Raw genomic sequence first — 25097 nt, 5'->3', positions numbered from 1 at the left:
ATTACTGTTCTTCCCTTTCCTCATCTGAAACAAATTCCATGATGTCCTGTATCTCACAATGCAATACTTTACATACTTTTTCCAAAACTTGCGTACTTACATGTTCATTCTTTCCTAGTTTTGCCAATGCATTTGTTGTAATTCCAGCCTGATCTCTAAGGTCAACTTTCATCATATTTTCATCTATTAATTTCTTCCATAATTTGTTGTATCTGATTGCCATTATTAATCCCTTTCGTATCATTACAACTATTTATCATTTCTTTTTCATTATATCATCAAGCCTGGTTTATTTCAATCTGAAATTGATTTTTTCAATCTCTCAAATATATGTAAAGGACAGATATTATTAGTCAATAAAATACCTGTCCATCTTGTCAATAATTCTGCTTACCTACTCCTATTCCAACGCTTTTCATTGTTGTAATAATTCACATTCTGCTCCTCAACCGGCTTCTTATCTATCGCATTCACAACGCTCATATAGTCATCATACAGTTCCGAACTATACATTTTCACATTAATCTCTTTTAACACCAATGAATGCAGTTTCATATCTGCTTCAAAATCATCAATGAGATACCGATACATCATGCATCTCAGCGACCTCTTTTGCTGTGTAATATAACTTCTCCATGGTGCATTCACCTCCTCTCCCCGGCAATTGCCAGTATGTATGTCAAATTTGCTTTTACAAATATGATATCTCTGCTTCTGTCTCATAAAAACCGAGTATACTTATGAATTGCACATAATTATTCGTAAAATTTTACGCTTGCTTCATCCTGTATCCTGATTACACCAATAATTCTAAATCAAAGGCTAAATTTGCAGAATATTCCCTCATGGACTTTTTTCGTCAAAACATATTCTCTGGCGGACTTTTTATCTTTAAGTACACATTAAGTCTAATTTTAGCCAATAAAGGGACTACACTCTTGAATTTGCTAGATAACATTGTGGCAGTATTGGCACATTGTATGGTAAAAACCTCCTGTAAGATAAATTCTATAGCCAATACATAAATCGCGGAAGTGACACCACTGGTGTATTTTCACTAATTTGCACCAGTTTTTGGTGTTTCATATAATTGGGATAATTTTTGAAAATAAAAAGAAATGTGATAATAGAGAATACCTATGATACTTCTGTTTAGTACTCATTAATATCTGTGGTACTATCAAAACAGGTATCATATAGGTATCACGACAAAAGAAAAAGCCCCATAAATGGCTTATTTACGCCATTTATGAAGCTCTGTTTACTACTCAAACTCGATATTAGAAACTATATATTGTATCTAGCCGAATTATAGATTGACATATTTTGTATAATTATTCTTAAAATTCTAAATATTCTTTGTCATTCAAAGAGTTTTTGCAAGCATTTTGCAATCAATCCGCCTAACACTACGCTACACATAAAAATATAATTGTCAAAACCAGTGCCATAAAATCAACCTTTACTGCATTTTTAAACCAATTATATTTTTTTATAGTAATCCGGCTATTTATAAGTACTTCACTTGCAAGATCATATACTAACTTATTTACAAGTGTCATCCCCTTACCAAAAAAATACCTATTTATACTTAATTCAATATATCTTTCAGTTGTTTCTATGGATGCAACATCACCATAGAATAATAGGTTTAATTCTTCACCACTTGCCATTGTATTAACATCAGGTCTACTTTTTGTGTTTGGAATAAATGAAATCAAACCCAGTGTACATGATGCTAAAAAACAACTTATTGCAATCACACAAAATATAGGTGCTTTATCAAAAATTGTAATTAATACCGCTATAAGTGCAACATTAATTGCAATAATCGCTCCATTCTTTGCTTCCGCAAAAGACAGCCAAAAATTAGTTCTCTCAAGTTGATTCTCAAAGTATGTCTCTATTTTATCATATAGTTCTGTATCTTTTTCTGTTTCTGCTGTATTCATTTTTTCCCTCCTCACCATGAGAATACGCAATCAAATCAACTTTATTTGTCATTCCACGCTGATAACTTTCATATGCAATCATCATACTTTCTGCTGTTCGAACATTTTCAAGTATAACATTTTTTAGATGTATAAACGATTGCGGTACCCCTACACAAAATAAATATTTGCCATTCTCCTTACCATTAAAATGATGATCCTTTTGTGGTATTTTCTCCAAATCAATCCACGACGCCCCATATATTTTACAACCATTTCTCGTATAATCATATGGAATAATTATTTTTAACTCTTTAGAATACTCTCCCTTAAAGTCATTCTCTTGAGCATTACATTCATGAATTAATCCATTGTTCACAGCCACAACATTTAATATAATTGGTTCCGGAATAACAGATGGAATTATCACCCTTTTTGTAAACGGATACTCTTGTATTAACTCCATAATATCTTCTTGGGCATTTTTATAATACTCATTATAATCAAATTCAGTCAACTTATTCTCTCCATGCACCATTATAGTTATTATTTCTATTGTTAATATTCAACTGTTCTTGTGATATTATGTTCATCAACTTATTATATCCTGTCATTGTATAATAATACCCATTTTGCTTTATAAATATATCTGCCCATTTAGGCTTATCTTTCTTAAGCATTAAATAGACATCATTTGAAATAACCAATTGATTAGCCTTCGCATTTTCATCTTCATTCCTATCCGCTTCAATAACAGTAGTCCCAATTAAAAGATAATCCTTTTCACCACGTGCACCAATCCTTGTGGCAAACATTTTACCAAATGATTCTCCTACTCCTATGCTCACACCATAAGTTTGCACTGCGTCAATCATTTTTAATCCCGCTTTTACTGCATCTGAAAGGCACTCATATCCTGCATAATTATGAAATAATGCAAACTCTCTATCACCCTGAAATTGAACATGTATACCGTGATTTACTGTCACTAGGTCATACATTGTTGTTAAAATATTCTGCGTCTTAATAGCCATCTCTTCTAGATTTGTATCATCATTATCAAATTGTGAAGTAAATCCTCTTACATCTGCAAATAAAGGAATTCCTTCTATTTCTTTGCATTCCTTCTTAGACAGTTCTTCAAAAGCAACCGACTTTATTGGCTTTCTAAACGTCATATCTGTCAAATTCACTTTATTTGCATATTCTTTACTTGCTCTTAAACTTTCTGAATAATCAATGCTTCCAGTAAGTTTAGATATGGGCATCTCATAATAACAATCTTCGCCATATTTTTGTACTTTTACACTACTATGCTTTACATATTTATTCTTTTTTTCTTCATTAAGTGTATCAAATATATTTGATGAAATAGCAATATTTCCAATATTACACAATCCTTGAAGCTTTGCGGCATAATTTGCAGCATAACCAATTGTAGTTTCTTCATCCGCATTTTGTCTTTTAAACTCATAGTTATAAAAATTTCCGAAACATGCACCCACTTGAATTTTAAAGTCTAGTAACGTCTTATATTTTGCGATATCACTATTTAAATATCTAGAAAGATCCCCTGCGAATTTAACAACTTCTTCTACAATCTCATATGCCTCATTAACATCATCCACAACATACATATGCAATCTTGCCCCAGTAATTTTTTCAATCACATATTTTTCTGGGAAATTTTTCTTTCCAAACGATTCAATGCCTGAAAAGAAAGTATCGAGTGCATGAATGGAATGATTTACTTTTCCATTCTTAGATTCTTCATCAATAACCACTTCATTAAAATTTACAACATTTACATAAAAATGAATACCTTCAAACTTCTGCATATACTATCCTCCTCCTAATTATTCTATACTATCATTAATCTTCTCAATCCAACTACTGTTATCACTCTCAAACAGCTTTATGAACTTTCCAAAATTACTGCTACCAGTAACAGAATCATCCAAATCCAAATCTTTCACTCGGCGACTCATATCTTTGTAATTCTCCGCAGTAACATGTTCCATAACCTCATGAACCTGGTCTACTCTTCCTTTGTAATTCTCCACCCCGGTATATTCCTTTATCAAGGGAGCGTTCACCGGTTTTGCTGGAGATTTCAAATTTTTACCAGTCCAGTGCTTAGATATAATCTGCATCGTACAAGGATTCCCAAACATAATCACTTCATCTGCAGCATTATCCACACCATGAAACTCATTAATCTTACGTTTAATGTCTTCATACTGCTCATGCGGTTTCTTTTCTGTATCGCAGAATACAAGTACAAGTTCGTCTGCTCCATTTTGATAGCGGTCCTGATATCTCGCTGGAATATTCCCATTTCCACCGGCATTAACCAATGAGATATCATATTGCTCATTCCACACTTTTAAATTTTTTAACCGATTTAGATATTCATATTCCTCATTGCCTTCGCAGATAATACAAATTTTGTGATTGTCAAAAAACTTAGGGAGCTTATTTGGCATTAGCATCATCCCCCTTTACACCACCTTTAATACTGAGCAAAGAATTAATCAATTCTGGATCAGGTAAAGCTCCAAGTGCACCTTTCCTATATTTTTCCATAACATCTGTTGTATCTCGTACGCCCTGCTGTGCTGTAAAATCTGCAAGTGAATACACATATACGCCGTCTTCATCCTTATGAACAAACCAAATCTGCTCCTTCCGGAACATTCTTTTGCAATCCATAAGATTTATATCATGTACTGTAAATATCATCTGTGCACTTGTATTCAATTCATTATTGAACATAGCAACAATCGCCCTAGTAAGCTTAAAATGAATACTGCTATCCAACTCATCCACGACTAAAATCCTGCCTTGTTCAAGTGCTTCAATTACATAGCTGGCAATAGCCGCAATCTTCTTTGTTCCTGTGGAGTCAAACATCATGCTTGGCACATGGACTCCCTTATAAGTGGATACCAATCTGATTTGATCCATAATGTTCTCTGGAATATCAAGCACTTTCTCATCTGGCTTTTCGTCACCTTCACCAGTTTTCAGCTGTATCTTATCCATATCCACATATTCAAAATTATCCATATATAAGTCAGCATTTTTTATGAACTCAACAACCTTTTGCTGTAACTGATTCTTATTCTTCATAAGTTCAATCGTGTGCTGCATAGGTATGTTATTCATATTGATGATATCAATTTTTTCTGCAATTCCGACAAGAATCTGCTTCATCTCATTGATATGTTCGAATTTACTTGTATCTACCACATAGCATAGCAAATTATTCTTCGATACAACTGAAATCATATTCTGAACGGATTCATCAATACACTCATATATTTCACTAACAGTATCTTTTTTTAACCAACAAACTTCCTTTTCGTTGTTGTACTGATCTTTAAATATCTCCGAAAATGACTCATATATATATTCTTCTTTTTCTGCATCATACTTAAAATCATAAGAAAACTTTCTTCCAGATGCCATAAATGTAACACCTAACTCGCATACATCACTATCAGTAAATATATTTGGCATCAGTCCATTCTTCTTATTTAAAAGTACATTTCTTATTGCTCTAATGCACTTGATTAGACATGTTTTACCAGCATTGTTTGGTCCATATATTCCTACCGTTTTAAGGACATTAAAATTATTCTCTTTGTGAACATTTGCTCCAAATTTTTTATTTCGCATATCTGCTTTCATCGAAAATGTAATGTCATCCTTAAATGCATAACAGTTTTTTGCTCTTATCTCTATAATCATGGCTCATTCCTCCAAGTCACTTTTCTTCTTTACTTATCATTATTATATCATTAACCATTTTTTATGCAACTTTTTTTCACAAAAAATGCAGTTCAGGGATTAATTAAATTTAAAATAGCAAAAAGGACAGCCTCCTAGCCGCCCTCTACATCACACATACGCCACCTCCCTCGCCACAATCTCCTCCGCACAAGCAATAATGTTATTCATCCTCACCACCCACAGCATCTGATTCTCAGCTTTTAACTGCTCTGTCACGCCTTGTTTCTCCTTCATCTTTTCCACAATCCTATCCAGCATCTCATGGCATTCCTCATCAATATCATGCAGGTATTCACTTAGCCTTCCATCAAGCAACGGCTTCATATTGCCAATGCAGAAAATCCTAAATTGATTAACAGAGAAATGTGTGAATGTCGTAATCCATGAATCCGGATTCTTTTCACTCTTGCAAGCTTTGCTCCCCTATCCATTTCGTGATGAAGATAACTTTTTGAAATGGTAAAAATTCTGTCGTTCATCTTTATTCCGTATATGCTTTTTATAAAATCCTCCATTTCTATAGCAAGGAAATCCGGCATAACGATTGTCCTGTTACTCTTTTGTGTCTTCGGATCCGTTATCACATCTTCGCCCTCCAGCCTCTGATATGACTTGTTTATCCGAAGCGTTTTCTTTTCAAAATTGAAATCTGCCGGTGTCAGGGCAAGTAATTCTCCCTCTCGTATTCCCGTCCAGTAAAGCATTTCAAATGCATAATACGAAATCGGCTTATCAGCTACACACTCCAAAAATCTCTGAAATTCCTCCTGTGTCCAGAACTCCATTTCCTTATTTTCTTCCTTCCCCATGGTTCCGGCTTTTCGTGCCACATTATCCTTTAGACCATACATATTGACTGCATGGTTTAATATGGCACTGAGCTGATTGTGAATCGTTTTCAGATAAGTTGGGGAGAACAACTCCCCATTATCTTTTTTCAGTTTCATAATCTCATTTTGCCACTGGATGACATCCGAAGTACGAATATCATCCAGTTTCCTTTTCCCGAAATATGGCAGAATCTTGGTCTCAATAATGTGCTTCTTTGTCAGGAACGTATTGCGTTTTATTCTCGACTCCAAATCCGTCAAATAAATATCCACAAAGCTTTGAAAGCTCATACTGATACTCTAATTCTCTTTCAGCTTGAAGTTCCGCTCCCATTCAAGGGCTTCGCTTTTCTTCGCAAAGCCCCTCTTGGTCTTCTGCTTCCTTTCTCCGGTCAAATCCTTATAATAAGTCCTCACCTCCCACATTCCGGTCTTTTTGTTCTTGATAACCGCCATCTATCCCACCTCCTTGTCTGTGGACAGTCCGTAGATTCGTTCCATAAAATACTGCGTGCTGACACGCCCTTTTATTGTCACAAATCCTTCAGCCTCAAGTTCTGCATTCAGCCGCCGTATCAGCTTATAAGCATAGGATAGTGATACGTCCAGTATTTCCATGACATCCTGTGCTGTTAAAAATCGTTTGTTCTCCATAAGCAAATGCCTCCTCTCTTTCGTTTTATTATGCAGTTCATTTTTGAACTGTTTTGATGTGTTTTATATTAACAGTTCGTTTTTGTACTGTCAATACTTTTTAACAAAAAACATTTCATTTTTGTACTGTTGATGTTATAATCTCTGTATATGTATGATTTGTGCCTCGTGTTTTCATACAAGCTACAACACTCATTACACTTATAAGGAGCAGTTAAAATGGGCGAAAAATTCACCAGCCGGGTAGGCTTTTTAATTAGAAATTTCAGAATTGCAGTGGAAATGACACAAAAGGAATTAGCCGATAAGTGTGGACTAAACGAATCTACAATCCGAAATTACGAGCTTGGGAACCGATATCCGGACGAAGTGACTTTACTCAATATCGCCAACAATCTAGGTGTCAGTTTCTATGCATTATCAGACCCTGATGTTGCCAATATCTTCCGTGCGCTCCATGTGCTGTTTGATATCGAATGGGCATACGGACTACGCCCCACAATCAAAGATGGCGAAGTATGCTTCAAATTTGAAGAACGACTTCCAAGTGCCGGTCCCCGCCCACAGAAGGATCTTGATAACTTCAAGAAGATGGTTGAGTATTGGGCACGCCTACGAGACAAGCTGGAAGATGACGAAATAACCGAAACGGAATATTATCTCAAAGAGATAAAGTACCCAATGAACCCAACAGACCCGAATAAAGAGTACACTGTCTCATTGAATCTTGATGATGACGACCAACTACTGATTCAGAATATGAATGAGGATAACGATGCAGAAGAAACTGCTGAATTGTTAAAAGACCTGTTTCCGGATTTCTCTTATGTGAAGAGGAAAAGGAAACTGAAGAAGAAGTAAATGGAGTGTTGCATTATGATCCTGTTTTGTTTAAATGGATATAATGGAGAAAAAATTCGTCTAGATCTTAATGAAGTTATTGGTTTTCCCAATAACACAAGCATTGAAGGTGGCTATGACATCATATGCACATTAGTTATTGACTCTGGATGCTATCACATTGAACATGACCGATTATACTCTGCCACTGGTACTCTTTATCGCTTTTCAAAAGGACTTGACGCTTGTTATACAGATCTTTTTGGCTCCGCAGAATATCATTGTTTGTATGAAAATGATTTAACTTTCAAAGTTGAAATGACAAATGGTGGACACGCCATTGTAACCGGAGTCTTCAAAGAACGCCCTGATAAACAAAATGTACTGCAATTCGAATTTGATACTGATCAATCTCGCTTATTAAGTGTTATTCAAGATATTGAAAGTTTAAAAGTAAAATATGGTGGTATGGAAGGATTACGCAACAAATAGAAGGAGAGAGAGATGAAACATTACAAAAGCATAGACGAAGCCATTGAAGATTTTTATCATAACAATTGTATAAATCCAGACAAATACTTATCTGTAGAAAAAGACGCATATTCTAACGATAAAGAACATGATTCCTACATTGGCACAGATATTTTTTCTTCACAAGTAAATGAATGGTTACAAATTTTCCCTTATGAGGACATAAACATATTTTTAAATTTATTGGGCCACTACACATATCTAACACGTCGTGAATACTCACATAGAATATCGATCTTATCAGAAGAAATTTCCAAAAAACTTCAAGATATGAACGTTGCCTTTAATGATGCTGTTTTTATAACCATCCCATCCCCTCAAGGAATAAAAAGTGGCGGAGATGAAATTCGTTCTTACTTAAATACCATAAATATATGCAGAGGAATTAACAACAATCAAATCATATGTTCTGAAGAACTTATATCTCCTAAGATTTTTGAAAACAAACGCGCACTAATATTTGTAGATGATTTGATAGGTAGTGGAAAGACTATTCTTGCTTCCATTAATAGTTTTCTTACCTATTTTAAAAAAAATAGTATTGACCCTTCTCAGTTCCAGTTATTTTTTGCAGGAATTTATGTAAACCAAAGGGCTAGTTCCAATATCATTAAATACTTTAAAAAAATGAATATTCAGGTTGAGCCTATCTATATGGAATTACCCAAAAAACTACTAAAGGGAGATGTTATTTTTGATTCTAAAGAATATAAACATGTAATTGAAGTCATCAAAAAATATGAAAAAATAATTGATTCCTATCAAGCAAAAACCTCTTCAAAAACATATGATATGGGCTTTGACAAATGCAAATTAACAATAAGTTTTTATTACAATACTCCTAATAATACACTATGTAACTTTTGGGAATATTCCGATATTCATACTCCTTTGTTCGAGCGGCGTTCACAAACCAGACCCTCCGTTAACAATCTTAAAACAAGAAAAAGTAATAACGAAATAAATGCATATTTGCAGAAAGCGATTAAAAATGAAACCATATGAAGAAATAATATTAAGCTATATACATAAATATCACGAAATCAATTTGGAACAGTTGCAATATGAAATCGGATTAAATATTTCGCTAATTTCAGACATATTACGAAATCTATATGAGAGAGAATATTATAAAATAGACAATGATAAATTGTATTTAACCGAAAAGGCAATCACTAGTGTAACTGAACTGTGGAATGATTGGAGTTTTTCATGCAAGGATTTCTCTGCTCCAAAAACAAAGACATTTGATTGGGATTTCTTGTATATTCCAAAAAAATTTGATAATATGTAAAAAGGGATAACTAGATTGGGGTGCATTCGCCTCCTTGCAAAACGTAACTAACTCTTTAATTTACAAAGCCACTTTGCGTGAAAAGCATACGCAAAGTGGCTTGCAAATCAAAGATTTGCAAGTTCCAATTTCAAGTAGTTGTCCCTTTTATTGTGAGGTTAACATGGAAAATAATTATATCTATAGATTAAAAATTAATATGTTTGAACAAGGGTTCAGTACTTCATACATTGATAAATGCTGTTCTTATGCTACTTTACTAATCTCCCAAAGTTTGCCTGTGATTTTTGACAAGAACCACCTTGACCAAATATTAATGCTTGATACACTAAAACTTGATTGCTACCATGAATTCGAAATCTATACCAAGGGGAAATCGAGAATAATTTTGGCTCCTAGCAAACCATTAAAATCACGTCAACGTTGGATTTTAGATGAAATACTAAATAAACTCCCCACTAATCAATGTTGTCACGGTTTTGTTCAACAACATTCTATAAAAACAAATGCTGAAATGCACGTTAACAAAGCTCAAGTACTATGTATGGATATCCATAATTTTTTTCCTTCAATTAATATTGACCAAGTATTTGAAGTCTTTCATCGAGTAGGATACACATCTGACGTTGCCCAGGCATTAGCACAATTATGCACACATAATGGTATTCTTCCGCAAGGAGCTCCTAGCAGTCCCGATCTTGCAAATATCATTTTCAACCCAATTGATCAGCAAATTTTAAACTCAATATCAACCAAAGATATTACATACACTCGATATGCTGATGACTTGATTTTTTCTTCTTCACATGAAATTGACTTCCTTATTCCATTGATATCCGAAATTATTAGTACCAATGGATTTAAAATAAACAATGATAAAACGCATTTGATGAAAAATCCGTACCGCAAAATGATTACTGGACTGATTGTAACTGATACTGTTAAAGTCCCCAAATATTACAAGCGAAAATTTAATCAAGAATTGTTTTACTGTGAAAAATATGGTGTTGCATCTCACCTTAAAAATTGCAGAACTCATAAAAAAGTGAACTTCAAGGAATATATGTATGGTAAAGCATACTACATAAAAATGATTGAACCCGATTTGGGTGAAGAATACCTCCGACGCTTAGATGCAATCCGTTGGTAACTAATAGATTAAATTATTGTCATTTGATTGTCACTCAACCAAAAATGAGCCAAGAAACGCCTTAAATTCAGCATTTCTTGGCTCTTGTACCTTACTCAAACTCAATCGTTCCAGGTGGTTTACTGGTCAGGTCATACATTACCCTGTTGACACCCTTCACTTCGTTTATAATTCTTGTCATTACCTTCTGGAGAACTTCAAAAGGTATGTCGGAGCAGTCGGCGGTCATGAAGTCGCTGGTGTTTACTGCTCTTAAGGCTACTGCGTAATCGTAGGTTCTGAAATCACCCATAACACCTACGGAACGCATGTTGGTAAGAGCTGCGAAGTACTGGCCGAGCTTTCTGTCAAGGCCTGCCTTTGCGATCTCCTCACGGTAGATGAAGTCAGCGTCCTGGACGATCTTGACCTTCTCCTCTGTAACCTCACCGATTATTCTTATTCCAAGTCCCGGACCAGGGAATGGCTGACGGAATACAAGGTAATCAGGAATACCAAGTTCAAGACCTGCACGTCTTACTTCGTCCTTGAAGAGCAGACGGAGAGGCTCAACGATCTCCTTGAAATCAACATGATCAGGAAGTCCGCCTACGTTGTGGTGGCTCTTGATGACCGCTGATTTGCCAAGGCCTGATTCGATAACATCCGGATAAATGGTTCCCTGTACCAGGAAGTCTACGGCTCCTATCTTCTTCGCCTCTTCCTCGAATACACGGATGAACTCCTCGCCGATGATCTTTCTCTTTGCCTCAGGCTCTGTAACGCCCTTTAACTTGTCATAATATCTCTGCTGTGCATTTACTCGGATGAAGTTGAGCTCGTAAGGGCCGTCCGGACCGAATACCGCCTCAACTTCGTCTCCCTCGTTCTTACGGAGAAGTCCGTGGTCTACGAATACACAGGTAAGCTGCTTTCCTACTGCCTTTGAAAGAAGTACCGCGGCTACTGATGAATCAACACCGCCTGACAGGGCGCATAATACCTTTCCATCGCCGATCTTCTCTCTGAGGCTATTTATTGTATCCTGAACAAATGTGTCCATCTTCCAGTCTGCCTTGCAGCCGCACACATCAATGACAAATGCATGTAACATCTTCATTCCTTCTTCTGTGTGCATAACCTCAGGATGGAACTGGGTTGCGTACAGCTTCTTCTCAACATTTTCCATTGCTGCAACAGGACATACCGGTGTATGGGCTGTAACCTTGAAGCCCTCAGGCGCCTCTGCGATGTAGTCCGTATGGCTCATCCAGCATATGGAAGTCTCCTTCACATCTGCAAATAATACAGAGTTCTTGTCTACACTGACCTCTGTTCTGCCGTACTCGCTGACAGGAGCGGTCTCAACCTTTCCGCCCATCATGTGTGCAATAAGCTGTGAACCATAGCAGATACCCAGTATAGGGATACCAAGCTGGAATATCTCAGGATCGCACAGAATAGCTTCGTCACCATACACGCTGTTAGGTCCGCCTGTGAAAATAATTCCCTTAGGATTCATTTCCTTTATCTTCTCAACAGGAAGGGTATAAGGATGTACCTCCGCATACACGTTGCACTCTCTTACGCGCCTTGCAATGAGCTGATTATACTGACCACCAAAATCAAGCACTATAACCAATTCTTTGTTCATTGTTGTCTCCTTAACACATAGTTTTCTTTAATGTAAATATAAAAATAATATAAACCATTATCAATCCGTAGTCCACACAATTATTTCATTTGTATTAATTTGCAGATAATCATCCTGCCACATAATCACTTTTCTTATATCAATCTACAAATAATTATTTTGCTGGTCACAGATCTATCAATGCCTATACTAATTATTTTATTTCTTCCTTTATTACTTCCACAGCCTTGTTAAACTGTGTATCCTTCTCACCCATGTAATCGTCTGCGGTGTAGTCATCCGGAAGGCTTACCTCCACATCAGGAGCAATGCCCTTCTTGTGGATGTCATTTCCATTTGGAGTGAAATACTTGGCTGTTGTGATCTTCACTGCAGAACCGTCCTGAAGAGGGATCACACTCTGTACAATGCCCTTGCCAAATGTATTCTCGCCTACGATAGTAGCCACGCCATGATCCTTCATTGCACCTGTGAATACCTCTGAAGCACTGGCACTCTCGCCATTTACAATGACAACCATAGGCTTATCAAGGAATTTGTCATCAGTTGCCTCATATGATGAGATAACCTTTCCGTTCTTGTCCTCTTCGTATACGATCTTGCCGCTGGCAAGTATGTCGTCACACATGCTTACAACCACATTGAGCAGTCCCCCCGGATTAGACCTTAGATCAACGATAAGTCCCTTCATGCCCTGGGAATCAAGATCATTAAGAGCCTCCTCGAACATATCTCCTGTATTTCCCACAAACTGTGTAACACGTATGTAGCCGATGTTGTCATCAAGCATTTGATATTCTACTGTTCTGTTCTCCACCTGACGTCTTGTGATGGTAACATCATGAGTCTTCATGTCTGAAGATCTGTACACTGTAAGTGTTACATCTGTTCCAACCTCGCCGCGGATCATCGTCACAAGATAATCAAGATCGTCCTCTGTAGTGATCTCGTAATCGCCGATCTTGGTAATGTAGTCACCGGGCTTTATATCAACATCCTCTGCAGGAGCCCCCGGAAGGATATTTACAACTACAACCGCACCGGAATCCGTATCCTGACGCACTGTAACGCCTATTCCTGCATACTCACCTGAGGTGTCCTCCTGGAGCTTTGCATACTCTTCCTTGGTATAGTACTTTGAATAAGGATCATCAAGGGCTTCAACCATACCCTTATATATTCCCTCTTCAAGGGCTTCATCCTCGGCTCCGAAGTAGAATGATGAGTCGATAACCGCCTCGATCTTGGCAGCCTTTCCCAAAGTATTGTTGTCAATGACTGAACCGCTGTACTCAAGATTAGTGCTTCCGCCATCAGCTACAGTACCGCGTTTCACATTGCCGGATTCACAGGCTGTGAGTCCTGTCAGCCCTATTATGCACACTCCTGCTAACAGTATGCCTTTCTTTAATTTATGCATGTCATATCTCCTTTTTATTTCATATGAAAATATCTTAAAACAGCCAACTACTATTATACCGCTGCCTCTTACGCATTTCAACCAATTTAATATATGCCCGGCACTACTCAATCATATATCATACCTCATTAACAATAAAAGAACAGTCCCACAGCCATGCCACAGGCATGTAACCGCAAACTGTTCTTTTATTTATCATCCTGCCGGATCTGTTTCAATTCATCCGGATGTATTCTGATTTATAAGAAGTTGACAGGATTTACATATTCGCCGTTAAGCTTAACACCGAAGTGGCAGTGTGGACCTGTTGAGTATCCTGTACTACCTGCCTTGGCAATTACCTGTCCCTTTGATACCTGCTGCCCTACGCTCACACAAAGCTGTGAGTTGTGCATGTATACTGTCATGATACCATTTCCATGGTTGATCATTACGTAGTTACCTGCTGATGAGCTGTATGTAGCAATAAGTACTGTTCCAGACTCAGCAGCAACAATATCTGAACCTGATGGGCAAGGGATGTCTATTCCCTTGTGGAATGTACTTGCTCCTGCTACAGGTGCGCTTCTCCGTCCAAATGGAGATGAAATACGTGTTCCCTGTGTTGCAGGCCACATAAGACGTCCTGCGTAACCTGATGGATCATACTGGCCGCCTGAACCGCCGCCGCTATATCCGCCGTCTGAACCGCCGCCGTTATTTGCATCAGCTCGTCTTGCAGCCTCCTCATACTTGGCGATGAGGGCCTCTGCGTCTTCCATTTCCTTGGCATACTTGGCAACTATAGCCTCCTGGGTGCCGGCGTCGTCCTTGTATTTGTTCATCTCTGTCTGCTTCTGGTCTATAAGATCGTTAAGTGTTGTCTCCTGAACCTCAAGCTCAGTCTGGGCAACCTCAACCTCCTTAAGATCCTTCTCGAGAGTAGCCTCGTAAGTCTCTATATTCTTTCTTGTATTGATCAGATCATCAAGCTGTATCTGGTCGTAATTTGAAAGCTGCTCAACATATTCTGACTTGTTAAGCATATCTGAGAATGATGATGATGACATAAGAGTATCCAGATACTCTACATCGCCATTTTCATAGAGGAACTGTATTCTGACCTTCATGGCCTCGTACTGCTTCTCCTCATTCGCCTTTGCCTCATCGAGCTTGACATTTGTCTCGTCAATCTCTGTATTTAAGGCGTCACATTCCTTCTGCTTCTCTGTTATCTTTGTCTGTACATCAGTAACCTGTGCGTCTAATTCCTCAATGGCTGAATTAACTTCATTTATCTTGTCGTTGATGGAATCCAGCACATCCTGTGCGTTGTCCTTATTGTTCTCTGCCTCTTCCTTCTGCTTCTTGGCATCATCGATGTTATCGGCTCTGCTGACAAATGAAGATGTATAAACCGTCGAACATGATAATACTGCAACCAATGCCATGCCTAAAGCAACCCTTGGCATTTTTTTGATAAATCTGAGTTTCATTGTATCCCTCCTAATAATGTTGAACATTAACCGTGTAACCCTGTTATACCTTTAAATGCTTTCTTGTGGTAAGCAAACTACCTATGAGACCTACTCCCACACCGAGAACAAGTCCTACAGGAAGGAGATACTTGAATAATTCCTGTCTGCTTACAAAAGCAAATATACTGGTTATAACACCAAATCTTCCTGCCACATACTCAAGGACTCTTCCATATATTTCATAGAAAAGTACCAGAGGTACCGCAGAACCTACAAGTCCTACGATAATACCTTCTATAACGAATGGTGCCCTTACGAAAAAGTTTGTCGCACCAATAAGTTTCATTATTGAAATCTCTTCTTTTCTTACGGTTATACCGATAGTGATGGTATTGCTGATAAGGAATATGGATACCAACATCAGGATGACGATTATTCCCACAGAAGCGTATCCCAACAGTGATGAAAGAGTTGTAATGCTATCCGCTGTAACATCTGAGCTCTTAACCTTTCTTACACCGTCTAACCCCTTTGCAAATGCTACAAATTCTGCCTGCTTTGATACATCCTTAAGTGTAACCTCATAGGAAGCTGCATTCTTAAGAGGGTTGTCATCACCGTAGGCTGCCTTGGCAGCTTCAGGATTGTCGTAATTCTGCTTACAGAATGTATCCCATGCCTCATCTGCAGATATGTAATCCATAGTCTCCACATAATCAACTACTCGTATCTGTTCACCTATCAGATCTATTGTCTCCTGAGACGCATCTTCATTAAAGAAAACCGAAATAGTAACCTTGCTTTCAATCTCCTTCATACCTGACTGGAAGTTCATAACTACAGCAAATACTATAGAAAACAGGAACAGACATGAAACGATAGTACCGATAGATGCAAGTGAAAACAAAATATTTCTCTTAATATTTGAAAATCCCTGTTTCAGGATGTAAAAGAACGTACTAATCTTCATCTATGTAGCCACCTACTTTTTCGTCGCTTATTACAACGCCCTTCTTAAGTGTTATTACTCGTTTCTTCATCTCATTAACAATCTCTTTATTATGTGTAACAACCACAACGGTTGTTCCTCTCTTGTTGATATCATTCAAAAGGTTCATGATATCCATAGAGTTCTTAGGATCAAGATTTCCTGTAGGCTCATCTGCCAGAATTATGTCAGGATTATTCACCAGGGCTCTTGCCATGGCAACTCTCTGCTGCTCACCACCTGAAAGCTCTCTAGGGTATGACTTGAACTTATCTGCAAGACCTACAAGTGTAAGCATTGCAGGAACTCTTCTTCTGATGTATCGTCCCGGAGTCTGGATTACTCTCTGGGCAAATGCAACATTCTCATATATTGTCCTGTCCTTAAGCAGTCTGAAGTTCTGGAATACAACTCCGATTCTTCTGCGGACCTTAGGGATATCTCTCCTCTTTATCTTATTATAATTATATCCCGCCACGCTGATACTTCCCTTTGTAGCATCAAGTTCCTTTAAGAGCAGCTTGATAAGCGTAGTCTTACCTGAGCCACTGCTTCCAACTATGAAGACGAACTCGCCCTTCTCGATGTTGATATTAACATCCTTGAGAGCCGTCATGCCACCGGGATATGTCATAGTGACGTTTTCTAACTCTATCATAATCTGATGGTTCCTTTCAAATGTGTATCGTACACTCTCTCGTGGTAGTATACCTCATACTACAGATACAATATAATTCAAATTTGTGTAATATTTGTGAAAAACTGAACAAATTACCACAGTCAAGTGCATTGTAACATTTATGTAACATCTCGTCAACCTATTCTTGTTTACAACTATTTTACATCTCTGCCGATAAAACAATAACACAACCGCTGCAAATTTTATCTGCCTATCGGCAATCAGCAAATATTCGCATGCAGGCATGCGGCTTTTTCTTCGTTGCCATAAAAAAATCCCGGATCTGCACTACAGTCCTCCAATGAACAACATCACAAGAGAAAAGCTACGGCAAAATCCGGAATTTATCCTTCGTGTGATCTTTTGCGTGATCTTTTCTATATCTTCATCTTCTATATTTTCTATCTTTAGTAATCTAATGACTCCATATACTTCATATACTTAACTACCATGAGGGCGATCTTAAATGTAATGGCATCCTCGAACACTCTCAGATCAAGACCTGTGCTCTTCTGGAGCTTATCAAGACGATACACAAGAGTATTTCTGTGAATGTAAAGTTGTCTTGAAGTTTCTGATACATTAAGGCTGTTCTCGAAGAACTTATTGATGGTCGTAAGCGTCTCCTCATCAAACTCGTCCGGCGACTTACCATCAAATATTTCCTTAATAAACATCTTGCACAGCGGCAGTGGAAGCTGGTAAATAAGTCTTCCTATACCAAGATTGCTGTAAGCAATAATGTCTGTGTTCTCATAGAAAATCTTTCCTACATCCAGAGCCATCTTTGCTTCCTTGTATGAACGGGATACTTCCTTTATCTCATTTACTATTGTACCAAATGAAACTCTAACAGATGACATAGCTTCTGTGTTAAGCATATCAACGATAACTCTTGATATCTTGATCATGTCATCATAGGTCTCACCCTGCTTTACTTCCTTAACCAGGATTATATTCTTCTCATCTACTGCTGTAATGAAATCCTTTGTCTTTGTTGAGAAGATATTTCTCACTGTCTCAAGGGCATTTGTATCCTTCTCTGTCTTTGTCTCAATAATAAATACTATACGTCTTACATCTGTATCAATATGGAGCTTCTTTGCCCTGTTATAGATATCCACCAAAAGAAGGTTGTCCAGAAGGAGATTTTTAATAAAGTTATCCTTATCAAATCTTTCCTTATAAGCCACAAGAAGATTTTGTATCTGGAAAGCCGCAATCTTTCCTACCATATAATTATCGTCTGTCTCGCCCTTGACCATAAGAATATGCTCCAACTGATTATCATCGAATACTTTAAAGAACTGATAGCCCCTTACAACCTGGCTGTCGGCAGGCGAATCCACAAATGCAAATACTGCGTCCTCACAATCCTCTATATCATTAAATGTTGACGCCAACAGCTTGCCCTCTGTATCCATAACGCAGAGATCTGTTCGTGTTATATTTTTTAATCCGTCTATTGTATCCTGAAGAATCTGGTTAGATATCATACTTTTCTCTCCTTTTTTAACATTGGCACAACCACCAAAGTTATGGCATGTTTCTTTCCCGATGTTGTACCGTCACAATATACATCTTCCATGTATAGGCCAATCTCTTGAATATAAATTCACCTACCTGTTTATTTTATAGCAAATTGTGCAAAAAAAAAAGAGAAAATGTATAAATTTATACATTTTCTCTCATTTTTACCTATAGAAATTTTTCTACGTTGTATATCTTGCCCTTTTCCCTTGAAAAAAGAACAATCTTTACGTTACGAAGATATTAGCTGACTAAGATCTCCTCTGTCTCCTTATCGAAGATATGAATCTTGCTTAAGTCAAATGCGAACTGTACTGTATCGCCAGGTCTGGCTGTTGTACGAGCATTAACTCTAGCTGTGATATCAAACTGATCGATTGTGAAGTATAAGTAAACCTCAGCACCAAGCATTTCATAAATATTGATTCTAGCGTCGATAACGCTTTCTGGTGATGACTCGATGAAGAGCTGCTCATCATGGATATCCTCTGGACGGATACCAAGAACAACTTCCTTATCAATAGCGTCAAGAGCGATAAGTCTCTCAGCCTTGCTATCCGGAACCTTAATTGAGTGTGAACCGAACATTAATAATACATCAGCGCCTGACTTAACAACCTTACAATCAATGAAGTTCATAGGTGGCATACCCATGAATCCTGCAACGAATAAGTTACATGGCTTGTCATATAAGTTCTGTGGTGTATCTACCTGCTGTATGATACCATCCTTCATAACTACGATTCTTGTACCAAGTGTCATAGCCTCTGTCTGGTCATGTGTAACGTAGATAATAGTTGTCTGAAGTCTCTGATGAAGCTTTGAAATCTCAACTCGCATCTGCACACGAAGCTTAGCATCAAGGTTTGAAAGAGGCTCATCCATAAGGAATACCTTAGGCTCACGGACAATAGCACGTCCCATAGCAACTCTCTGTCTCTGACCACCTGATAAAGCCTTTGGCTTACGATCAAGAAGGTGCTCAATGTCAAGAATCTTAGCTGCTTCATGAACAGCCTTATCAATCTTCTCTGCTGATACCTTTCTTAACTTAAGACCGAATGCCATATTGTCATATACTGACATATGTGGATAAAGAGCATAGTTCTGGAATACCATCGCGATATCTCTGTCCTTAGGCTCTACATCGTTTACAAGTCTGTCTCCGATCCATAACTCGCCTGAGCTGATATCCTCAAGTCCAGCGATCATTCTAAGTGTTGTTGACTTACCACATCCTGAAGGTCCAACGAAAATGATGAACTCCTTGTCCTCAATCTCAAGGTTGAAGTCCTTAACAGCATTAAATCCGTTAGGATATACCTTATAAATGTTCTTAAGTGATAAACTTGCCATTAGTAATTACCTCCGTAATTTATATACTTTGTTTTGTTTCTGTCTTTTAAACATAATGTCATTTTACATCAATAAATATTTTCTAGCCATATTACTTATGCTCAAAAAATTTTTGAAACTTTTGGTGAATTTGTATATAGATGCAAAAAAATGAACAATATGACGATTTTGCCCCCTGTTTATCCCTGTGTCATGTTGCTTTTTTGTGAAACCTTCACCAAAATAATAAAATTAATCGACCCTTATACCTCGAAAAGCCGCACTATTTGTCATTTTGCACATAGTCATTTTTCTCCTTTTGACCACTTGACAAACGCAATTTTCTTATTTTAAAACGCTTTTATTGTTTATGGTTTGTGACTATGAGCAATATTGCATAAGTTCAATATACAATATGTACAAAGAGCCAGATTTTAAAGATAAGAAACAAAAAAAGAAGCCGCAATGGCATTATGCAGCTTCTTTTCTTTGTGATAACATATCACTTTTCTGTATATTATGCATTTTTACTTTACATTATCTGTTCCTATAAGGATGATAATGTCGTAGCTGCTGATATCTGACGCATCTGTCATTGTATCAGATACCTGATCTGTCGTTGACATATCCGCCTCAGAAAACATACCTGCCAGATCTGCTCCGTCATAGCTTCCCGAAACACATATGGTTGTCTTTGTAAGATTTCTTGCATTGTATGTAGCTGTATCAACCGATGAATAGCCCTCTGACTCAAGGCTGGTCTTCCAGTTTCCTGCCACTCCGTTTACACCTGTGGCATTTACAACTAATATCTTAGCGTCTTTAGAGCTTACTGTCTGCTCTGTATCCTCTGAGCTTGCTTCCTCTGTATTCTCATAGAATGTAGGGTCAGTGGTGTCTGTCTCTTCTGTTGACACATCTGTCTTGATCTCTGTATTGGCTTCCTTCTTAGCCTTATTGTCATTATTCTTCTTTATTGTAATTCCCAGCAATATGCTCATGGCAACAATGCCGATACCAAGTATGATAACTGCTGCTCTGAGGAGCGTCTCCCAAAATAATTTTGCAACTGAATTCTTCATCTTTTTCTCCAATTCCTGTACCCCCGGACGGGCATACCCAGGCATACACAATTCGTATCATTTAAAACAAATATGAGTATAGCAAAGGAATTTATTATTTTCAACATATTTTTATATGATATAATCAGTAATATGCTGGTTGTGGCTGTATTTTCAGTCCATACCGTATAATAATGCAAAAAGGAGTCTGCAAATATGTCTATTGCCATAGTAACAGGTGCATCAAGAGGTATCGGAAAAGAATGTGCTGTAAAGCTGGCTTCACATTACGATAAGCTTGCCATTACCTGCCTTAAAAATAAAGAACTGCTTGAAGAGACCAGAAATATCATCCTGTCAAAAGGATGTGACTGCTATGCGGAAGCCGGTGATATCAGTGATCATGATTTTGCGGGAAGCTTCATTAATAATGTAATATCACGGTTCGGAAATGATATTTCCCTGTTAGTGAACAACAGTGGGATCTCTTATATAGGTCTCCTTACTGATATGGATATAGATGACTGGAACACCATCATGAACACCAATGTGACCTCCGTGTTCAATACCTGCAGTGCAGTAGTACCGCATATGGTACACAATAAATCCGGACGGATAATCAACATTTCATCAGTATGGGGTATTACCGGAGCTTCCATGGAAGTGGCCTATTCCGCCTCAAAAGGCGCAGTAAACGCATTTTCCAAAGCACTGGCAAAGGAACTGGCGCCAAGTAATATATCTGTAAATGCCATTGCTTTCGGTGCTATAGACACCACCATGAACGATCACCTAAGCCCTGAGGAGAAGCAGCTTCTCTGTGACGAGATCCCCTATGGACGCATGGCAACCCCTGCCGAGGCCGGAGATTTTATATGTAAGATTGCTGCCGCTCCGGAATATCTCACAGGTCAGATTATAACTTTTGACGGTGGCTGGATATAATATTTACAGCATATTTAATAAATTTAAAGTTATTTTTTATAAACATTACCTACTTAATTATTGAAAATTATCAAAATATGAATTAAAATAGAGGGGTAGTTTTATCGGAGGGCAGGTAATTATCAATGGGGAAGTTTTTTGGGAATAAAAAGAAAAATACCGGCAATTCTGTAGGCAATGTAAAGACTGAAACCATTATAGACCAAAATGGTGATATATCTATTGTCTCCAAGAATTTCACAATTACAACTAATCAGGCTAAAAAGGAGACATCTTCCACTGTAAGCCCATCATGGACTTGTTGGGGTTGCGGACGGGTAACAACCGAAGATCCTTGTCCTGTATGTGGAAAGAAAAGGATAAGATAGCCCAGGCTATCTTATCCTTTTTTCTTTCCATGTAATATATATCCTGTCCCTATTAATATTCAATTTCTTTTCACGTAACGGATATCCCCTCTCATCCCAACAGCATATGTACTTATTAACGCATATACATTTTAATGCATATACGTTTTAATCTTTAACGATCATATAGCTCCCTTTCGGCACCATCATATACTTGTATTGTCTCCCTGTCTGCATTTCTGTTATACATCCATAAATTCTGTAGCATGTTTTCTCATCCATATAGGGAAATGGCTTCTCTGGCACTCGGGATTTTTCCTTTGTTCTATTGCTACAGCCTTAAAGAAGGTACGCCACATATCCGTGTATTCATCCTCCTTCGCCTCAGTATTCTTAAGAGTTTCAAATTCTTCATCGGTAAGCCTCCGAAGGTATGTGTCCTCATCCATGGGATGCACCACTGCCAGGTGCCTCTTATCATCTATTATCATCCAGTATTCCGAAGGCATTCTGTCCGCGAAATGCTGCCCCACCATGTACGCCACATTATTCTTTGGCTCTATATGGCACACATAAAGCTTACTGTCCATGGATGTGAACCTGGCAAATTCCCTGAAATAATGGATCTCATTTCCAACATTCCTTCTAAGCTCCATCATATTCATTACATCCGGATCGTTAAGTCTTTTAATTATTGACGCTCCCACCTTAAAGCCCTTCCGTAAGAACCGGAACACCTTATTAAGAGCGTCCGGATCTGCGGACAGACACGCGTAATACACATACATATATGCAATGTCCGATATGCTGTTCCTTATGGATCTTACTACTTTTATATAGTGATCCTCATCATATTCCACATGTATATATTCATCAAACAGAGTAGGCTCTGTGACCGGCTCAACCATCATGCCCACCTTGTCATAGCCCACCTTAAGAGCACATTCCCATGCCGTATATATGCAGCACAGTTTTGTCTCCACCCGGTCATTACACATAAATATCTTCACTATGGCTCTCCTATTCTTACATGTCATCTGATACTTTTCAGGTAAGATTAAAGTCATCAAACAGCGACATCTGATGATACTTCTCATTCTGATGCTCTATCTTCCAGTTATCCTTGTAATTGTCCTCTACCAGATGTCTTGTTATATATTCCTCTTCTATAGGTGTATTAAACATCATCCTGCCGTTACATGTAATGAAGTAATGGGCGCGCTTCAGGACTACTCCCATCTTTTTAAGACTCTCATAGGTAAGTGAGCCGTATCTCCTGGCGGACATAATCCTTCTGGCGGATTTCGGTCCTATACCAGGAACCCTTAATAGCTTGTCATAGGTTGACGTCTGAACCTCCACTGGAAAATCCCCCAGATTGCGGAGTGCCCAGTCACACTTAGGATCCACCTTTTCATTAAAGTTAGGACGAGCCTCTGAAAGAAGCTCATTCGCCTGGAAACCGTAATACCTGAGAAGCCAGTCCGCCTGATACAGTCTGTGCTCTCTTAACAGAGGGGGTGCCGTATCCAGTGCAGGCAATACTGCATCTTCATTTAAAGGAACATATGCTGAATAGAACACCCTCTTCAGATCATAGTTCTGATACAGGGTCTGACTGGTCCTTATAAGGATATAATCTGTCTCCTCCGTTGCCCCAACGATCATCTGGGTGCTCTGACCTGCCGGAGCAAAGGCTCTCTTTAAGCTGTTATCTCCGTATCTCATAGGAAGGAAGTCTTTATCGTATCTCAGAACTTTTCCAGTCTGTTTATCAAGTCCTGCAAAGATTTTATCCGTCTCATTTCCTCCACCGGCAGCACCGTAATTTCCTGATACGTTCATTGTCTTGTCTGATACATTTCCTGTCTTTCCTGATACATTATCATTTTCCGGCACAATCTTTGCTCTGTCTGACACATCATACGGCTTCCGATGGTCTTCCACATAATTACTGCTGTTGAATATGCTGCCGGCCAGATATCTGTTGATGGTGCTCCTTTCCATCCTTGAGTCCTTGCCTATGGCTATCCTATGGGCTGCAATGGTATCTGTAACCTTCCCCATAGGGTCAAGTATGGTCTTAAAACTTTTATTCGGTGCCAGCTTCTCAAGGCTCTCTGCTGTAGGAAGCTCCAGATTAACGCTTATCCTGTCTGCAAGATACCCTGCAGCAGCCAGCAGTTCATCCGGTGCTCCGGGAATGGTCTTCACATGTATATACCCGTTAAAATGATATTTGTTTCTGAGGAGTGACAGTATAATGCACATACGCTCCATGGTATATGCAGGAGTTTTAAAAACTCCTGAGCTCAAGAACAATCCCTCAATGTAATTTCTCTTGTAAAATTCCATAACCAGCCTGCACAGCTCTTCCGGTTCAAACTCTGCCCTCGGAACGTCATTTGACACTCTGTTGGCACAATACTTACAGTCGTATATGCAGTGATTGGTCATAAGCACCTTAAGGAGGGAGATACATCTTCCGTCAGCACCAAAGCTATGACATATTCCACATGCTGCGCTGTTGCCAAGGAATCCTTTCTTTCCCCTTCTGTCTACACCGCTTGACGTACATGCCACGTCATACTTGGCTGCGTCAGCCAATATCTTAAGCTTTTCATTTGTAGTTATACCTGCTTCGGTGTTGCTTATTTCGAACATACGTTCATTATAC

At 38.2% G+C, this 25097-nt stretch carries 26 protein-coding genes and 1 pseudogene; 7 read left to right on the top strand and 20 right to left on the bottom strand.

What is annotated here, in order from left to right:
* Position 1: 1 nt before the first annotated feature.
* The 10 genes and pseudogenes from DXB54_RS02875 to DXB54_RS02825 all read right to left on the bottom strand — a co-directional run bounded on the left by DXB54_RS02875 (position 2) and on the right by DXB54_RS02825 (position 7210).
* A complete protein-coding gene (locus tag DXB54_RS02875) occupies positions 2-223 on the bottom strand; it encodes a helix-turn-helix domain-containing protein (protein WP_118694182.1) in 222 nt (73 codons plus the stop codon).
* Positions 224-390: 167 nt separating this feature from the next.
* Positions 391-519: a hypothetical protein gene (locus DXB54_RS12160; RefSeq protein ID WP_279220694.1), complete on the bottom strand. Its 129-nt coding sequence runs from the start codon at positions 517-519 to the stop codon at positions 391-393.
* An 890-nt stretch (positions 520-1409) separates the two neighbouring features.
* Positions 1410-1952, bottom strand: a complete 543-nt coding sequence (locus DXB54_RS02860; RefSeq protein ID WP_118694180.1) for a Pycsar system effector family protein — start codon at positions 1950-1952, stop codon at positions 1410-1412.
* A complete protein-coding gene (locus DXB54_RS02855) occupies positions 1912-2448 on the bottom strand; it encodes a hypothetical protein (RefSeq protein ID WP_118694179.1) in 537 nt (178 codons plus the stop codon). Before DXB54_RS02855 ends, DXB54_RS02860 begins: the two co-directional genes overlap by 41 nt.
* 1 nt (position 2449) lies before the next feature.
* Complete coding sequence (locus DXB54_RS02850; RefSeq protein WP_118694178.1) at positions 2450-3769, bottom strand: adenylate/guanylate cyclase domain-containing protein; 1320 nt, start codon at positions 3767-3769, stop codon at positions 2450-2452.
* An 18-nt stretch (positions 3770-3787) separates the two neighbouring features.
* The gene (locus tag DXB54_RS02845; protein WP_118694177.1) at positions 3788-4417 is read right to left on the bottom strand and encodes a hypothetical protein; all 630 of its coding nucleotides are present in this window, start codon (positions 4415-4417) and stop codon (positions 3788-3790) included.
* Positions 4407-5684 (bottom strand): AAA family ATPase, encoded by a 1278-nt coding sequence (locus tag DXB54_RS02840; RefSeq protein WP_118694176.1) that lies wholly within the window; start codon positions 5682-5684, stop codon positions 4407-4409. Before DXB54_RS02840 ends, DXB54_RS02845 begins: the two co-directional genes overlap by 11 nt.
* A gap of 150 nt (positions 5685-5834) precedes the next feature.
* A complete protein-coding gene (locus tag DXB54_RS02835; RefSeq protein ID WP_118694175.1) occupies positions 5835-6050 on the bottom strand; it encodes a TnpV protein in 216 nt (71 codons plus the stop codon).
* Positions 6047-7012, bottom strand: a pseudogene (locus DXB54_RS12275) (Arm DNA-binding domain-containing protein). The gene DXB54_RS02835 and the pseudogene DXB54_RS12275 overlap by 4 nt, the downstream one beginning before the upstream one ends.
* On the bottom strand, positions 7013-7210 hold the full coding sequence (locus DXB54_RS02825) for a DNA-binding protein (RefSeq protein WP_118694174.1): 198 nt from the start codon (positions 7208-7210) through the stop codon (positions 7013-7015).
* A 219-nt stretch (positions 7211-7429) separates the two neighbouring features.
* Here DXB54_RS02825 and DXB54_RS02820 point away from each other — a divergent pair, with 219 nt between their 5' ends.
* The 5 genes from DXB54_RS02820 to DXB54_RS02800 all read left to right on the top strand — a co-directional run bounded on the left by DXB54_RS02820 (position 7430) and on the right by DXB54_RS02800 (position 11025).
* Positions 7430-8071, top strand: coding sequence for a helix-turn-helix domain-containing protein (locus tag DXB54_RS02820; RefSeq protein ID WP_118694173.1), 642 nt, complete (start codon positions 7430-7432; stop codon positions 8069-8071).
* Positions 8072-8086: 15 nt separating this feature from the next.
* The gene (locus DXB54_RS02815; RefSeq protein WP_147361005.1) at positions 8087-8542 is read left to right on the top strand and encodes a WapI family immunity protein; all 456 of its coding nucleotides are present in this window, start codon (positions 8087-8089) and stop codon (positions 8540-8542) included.
* A gap of 12 nt (positions 8543-8554) precedes the next feature.
* Positions 8555-9586, top strand: a complete 1032-nt coding sequence (locus DXB54_RS02810; RefSeq protein ID WP_118694171.1) for a phosphoribosyltransferase-like protein — start codon at positions 8555-8557, stop codon at positions 9584-9586.
* Positions 9573-9875, top strand: coding sequence for a hypothetical protein (locus tag DXB54_RS02805; RefSeq protein WP_118694170.1), 303 nt, complete (start codon positions 9573-9575; stop codon positions 9873-9875). The genes DXB54_RS02810 and DXB54_RS02805 overlap by 14 nt, the downstream gene beginning before the upstream one ends.
* Positions 9876-10038: 163 nt before the next feature.
* Complete coding sequence (locus DXB54_RS02800) at positions 10039-11025, top strand: reverse transcriptase family protein (protein WP_118694169.1); 987 nt, start codon at positions 10039-10041, stop codon at positions 11023-11025.
* Positions 11026-11116: 91 nt separating this feature from the next.
* Here DXB54_RS02800 and guaA read toward each other — a convergent pair whose 3' ends face one another.
* From guaA to DXB54_RS02760, 8 genes are all read right to left on the bottom strand, one after another.
* Entirely contained in the window at positions 11117-12658 is a 1542-nt protein-coding gene (gene guaA, locus DXB54_RS02795) for a glutamine-hydrolyzing GMP synthase (protein WP_021938547.1), read from the bottom strand.
* A gap of 193 nt (positions 12659-12851) precedes the next feature.
* The gene (locus DXB54_RS02790) at positions 12852-14078 is read right to left on the bottom strand and encodes a S41 family peptidase (RefSeq protein WP_118694168.1); all 1227 of its coding nucleotides are present in this window, start codon (positions 14076-14078) and stop codon (positions 12852-12854) included.
* A gap of 239 nt (positions 14079-14317) precedes the next feature.
* Positions 14318-15553, bottom strand: a complete 1236-nt coding sequence (locus DXB54_RS02785; protein ID WP_158578164.1) for a murein hydrolase activator EnvC family protein — start codon at positions 15551-15553, stop codon at positions 14318-14320.
* A 43-nt stretch (positions 15554-15596) separates the two neighbouring features.
* Entirely contained in the window at positions 15597-16505 is a 909-nt protein-coding gene (ftsX, locus tag DXB54_RS02780) for a permease-like cell division protein FtsX (RefSeq protein WP_021938544.1), read from the bottom strand.
* Complete coding sequence (ftsE, locus tag DXB54_RS02775) at positions 16495-17181, bottom strand: cell division ATP-binding protein FtsE (RefSeq protein WP_021938543.1); 687 nt, start codon at positions 17179-17181, stop codon at positions 16495-16497. The genes ftsX and ftsE overlap by 11 nt, the downstream gene beginning before the upstream one ends.
* Positions 17182-17609: 428 nt before the next feature.
* Entirely contained in the window at positions 17610-18698 is a 1089-nt protein-coding gene (locus tag DXB54_RS02770) for a PucR family transcriptional regulator (RefSeq protein WP_118694166.1), read from the bottom strand.
* Between the two features lie 277 nt (positions 18699-18975).
* Positions 18976-20088: an ABC transporter ATP-binding protein gene (locus DXB54_RS02765; RefSeq protein ID WP_021938542.1), complete on the bottom strand. Its 1113-nt coding sequence runs from the start codon at positions 20086-20088 to the stop codon at positions 18976-18978.
* 506 nt (positions 20089-20594) lie between these two features.
* The gene (locus tag DXB54_RS02760) at positions 20595-21149 is read right to left on the bottom strand and encodes a LytR C-terminal domain-containing protein (RefSeq protein WP_021938541.1); all 555 of its coding nucleotides are present in this window, start codon (positions 21147-21149) and stop codon (positions 20595-20597) included.
* A gap of 195 nt (positions 21150-21344) precedes the next feature.
* Here DXB54_RS02760 and DXB54_RS02755 point away from each other — a divergent pair, with 195 nt between their 5' ends.
* Together DXB54_RS02755 and DXB54_RS02750 are read left to right on the top strand one after the other, a co-directional pair.
* Positions 21345-22073 carry an SDR family NAD(P)-dependent oxidoreductase gene (locus DXB54_RS02755; protein ID WP_118694164.1) on the top strand — a complete coding sequence of 243 codons (729 nt, stop codon included), beginning with the start codon at positions 21345-21347 and terminating at the stop codon, positions 22071-22073.
* Between the two features lie 125 nt (positions 22074-22198).
* Positions 22199-22441 carry a hypothetical protein gene (locus DXB54_RS02750; protein WP_021938539.1) on the top strand — a complete coding sequence of 81 codons (243 nt, stop codon included), beginning with the start codon at positions 22199-22201 and terminating at the stop codon, positions 22439-22441.
* Positions 22442-22662: 221 nt separating this feature from the next.
* Here DXB54_RS02750 and DXB54_RS02745 read toward each other — a convergent pair whose 3' ends face one another.
* Entirely contained in the window at positions 22663-23430 is a 768-nt protein-coding gene (locus DXB54_RS02745; protein ID WP_118694163.1) for a TIGR03915 family putative DNA repair protein, read from the bottom strand.
* 37 nt (positions 23431-23467) lie between these two features.
* On the bottom strand, positions 23468-25084 hold the full coding sequence (locus DXB54_RS02740) for a putative DNA modification/repair radical SAM protein (RefSeq protein ID WP_118694162.1): 1617 nt from the start codon (positions 25082-25084) through the stop codon (positions 23468-23470).
* Positions 25085-25097: the final 13 nt, after the last annotated feature.

Source organism: Coprococcus sp. OM04-5BH (assembly GCF_003482105.1).
GTDB lineage: Bacteria > Bacillota > Clostridia > Lachnospirales > Lachnospiraceae > Coprococcus.
The sequence above is the reverse complement of the archived record's forward strand: the minus strand, read 5'-3'. Positions and strand labels throughout refer to the sequence as shown.

Bases quoted from the DNA above. Each gene is read 5' to 3' on its own strand.
- DXB54_RS02875 (WP_118694182.1), bottom strand. From the start codon at position 223: ATGGCAATCAGATACAACAAATTATGGAAGAAATTAATAGATGAAAAT.
- DXB54_RS02860 (WP_118694180.1), bottom strand. From the start codon at position 1,952: ATGAATACAGCAGAAACAGAAAAAGATACAGAACTATATGATAAAATA.
- DXB54_RS02850 (WP_118694178.1), bottom strand. From the start codon at position 3,769: ATGCAGAAGTTTGAAGGTATTCATTTTTATGTAAATGTTGTAAATTTT.
- DXB54_RS02845 (WP_118694177.1), bottom strand. From the start codon at position 4,417: ATGCCAAATAAGCTCCCTAAGTTTTTTGACAATCACAAAATTTGTATT.
- DXB54_RS02840 (WP_118694176.1), bottom strand. From the start codon at position 5,684: ATGATTATAGAGATAAGAGCAAAAAACTGTTATGCATTTAAGGATGAC.
- DXB54_RS02835 (WP_118694175.1), bottom strand. From the start codon at position 6,050: ATGAAGCCGTTGCTTGATGGAAGGCTAAGTGAATACCTGCATGATATT.
- DXB54_RS02825 (WP_118694174.1), bottom strand. From the start codon at position 7,210: ATGGAGAACAAACGATTTTTAACAGCACAGGATGTCATGGAAATACTG.
- DXB54_RS02820 (WP_118694173.1), top strand. From the start codon at position 7,430: ATGGGCGAAAAATTCACCAGCCGGGTAGGCTTTTTAATTAGAAATTTC.
- DXB54_RS02815 (WP_147361005.1), top strand. From the start codon at position 8,087: ATGATCCTGTTTTGTTTAAATGGATATAATGGAGAAAAAATTCGTCTA.
- DXB54_RS02810 (WP_118694171.1), top strand. From the start codon at position 8,555: ATGAAACATTACAAAAGCATAGACGAAGCCATTGAAGATTTTTATCAT.
- DXB54_RS02805 (WP_118694170.1), top strand. From the start codon at position 9,573: ATGAAACCATATGAAGAAATAATATTAAGCTATATACATAAATATCAC.
- DXB54_RS02800 (WP_118694169.1), top strand. From the start codon at position 10,039: ATGGAAAATAATTATATCTATAGATTAAAAATTAATATGTTTGAACAA.
- guaA (WP_021938547.1), bottom strand. From the start codon at position 12,658: ATGAACAAAGAATTGGTTATAGTGCTTGATTTTGGTGGTCAGTATAAT.
- DXB54_RS02790 (WP_118694168.1), bottom strand. From the start codon at position 14,078: ATGCATAAATTAAAGAAAGGCATACTGTTAGCAGGAGTGTGCATAATA.
- DXB54_RS02785 (WP_158578164.1), bottom strand. From the start codon at position 15,553: ATGAAACTCAGATTTATCAAAAAAATGCCAAGGGTTGCTTTAGGCATG.
- ftsX (WP_021938544.1), bottom strand. From the start codon at position 16,505: ATGAAGATTAGTACGTTCTTTTACATCCTGAAACAGGGATTTTCAAAT.
- ftsE (WP_021938543.1), bottom strand. From the start codon at position 17,181: ATGATAGAGTTAGAAAACGTCACTATGACATATCCCGGTGGCATGACG.
- DXB54_RS02770 (WP_118694166.1), bottom strand. From the start codon at position 18,698: ATGATATCTAACCAGATTCTTCAGGATACAATAGACGGATTAAAAAAT.
- DXB54_RS02765 (WP_021938542.1), bottom strand. From the start codon at position 20,088: ATGGCAAGTTTATCACTTAAGAACATTTATAAGGTATATCCTAACGGA.
- DXB54_RS02760 (WP_021938541.1), bottom strand. From the start codon at position 21,149: ATGAAGAATTCAGTTGCAAAATTATTTTGGGAGACGCTCCTCAGAGCA.
- DXB54_RS02755 (WP_118694164.1), top strand. From the start codon at position 21,345: ATGTCTATTGCCATAGTAACAGGTGCATCAAGAGGTATCGGAAAAGAA.
- DXB54_RS02750 (WP_021938539.1), top strand. From the start codon at position 22,199: ATGGGGAAGTTTTTTGGGAATAAAAAGAAAAATACCGGCAATTCTGTA.
- DXB54_RS02740 (WP_118694162.1), bottom strand. From the start codon at position 25,084: ATGTTCGAAATAAGCAACACCGAAGCAGGTATAACTACAAATGAAAAG.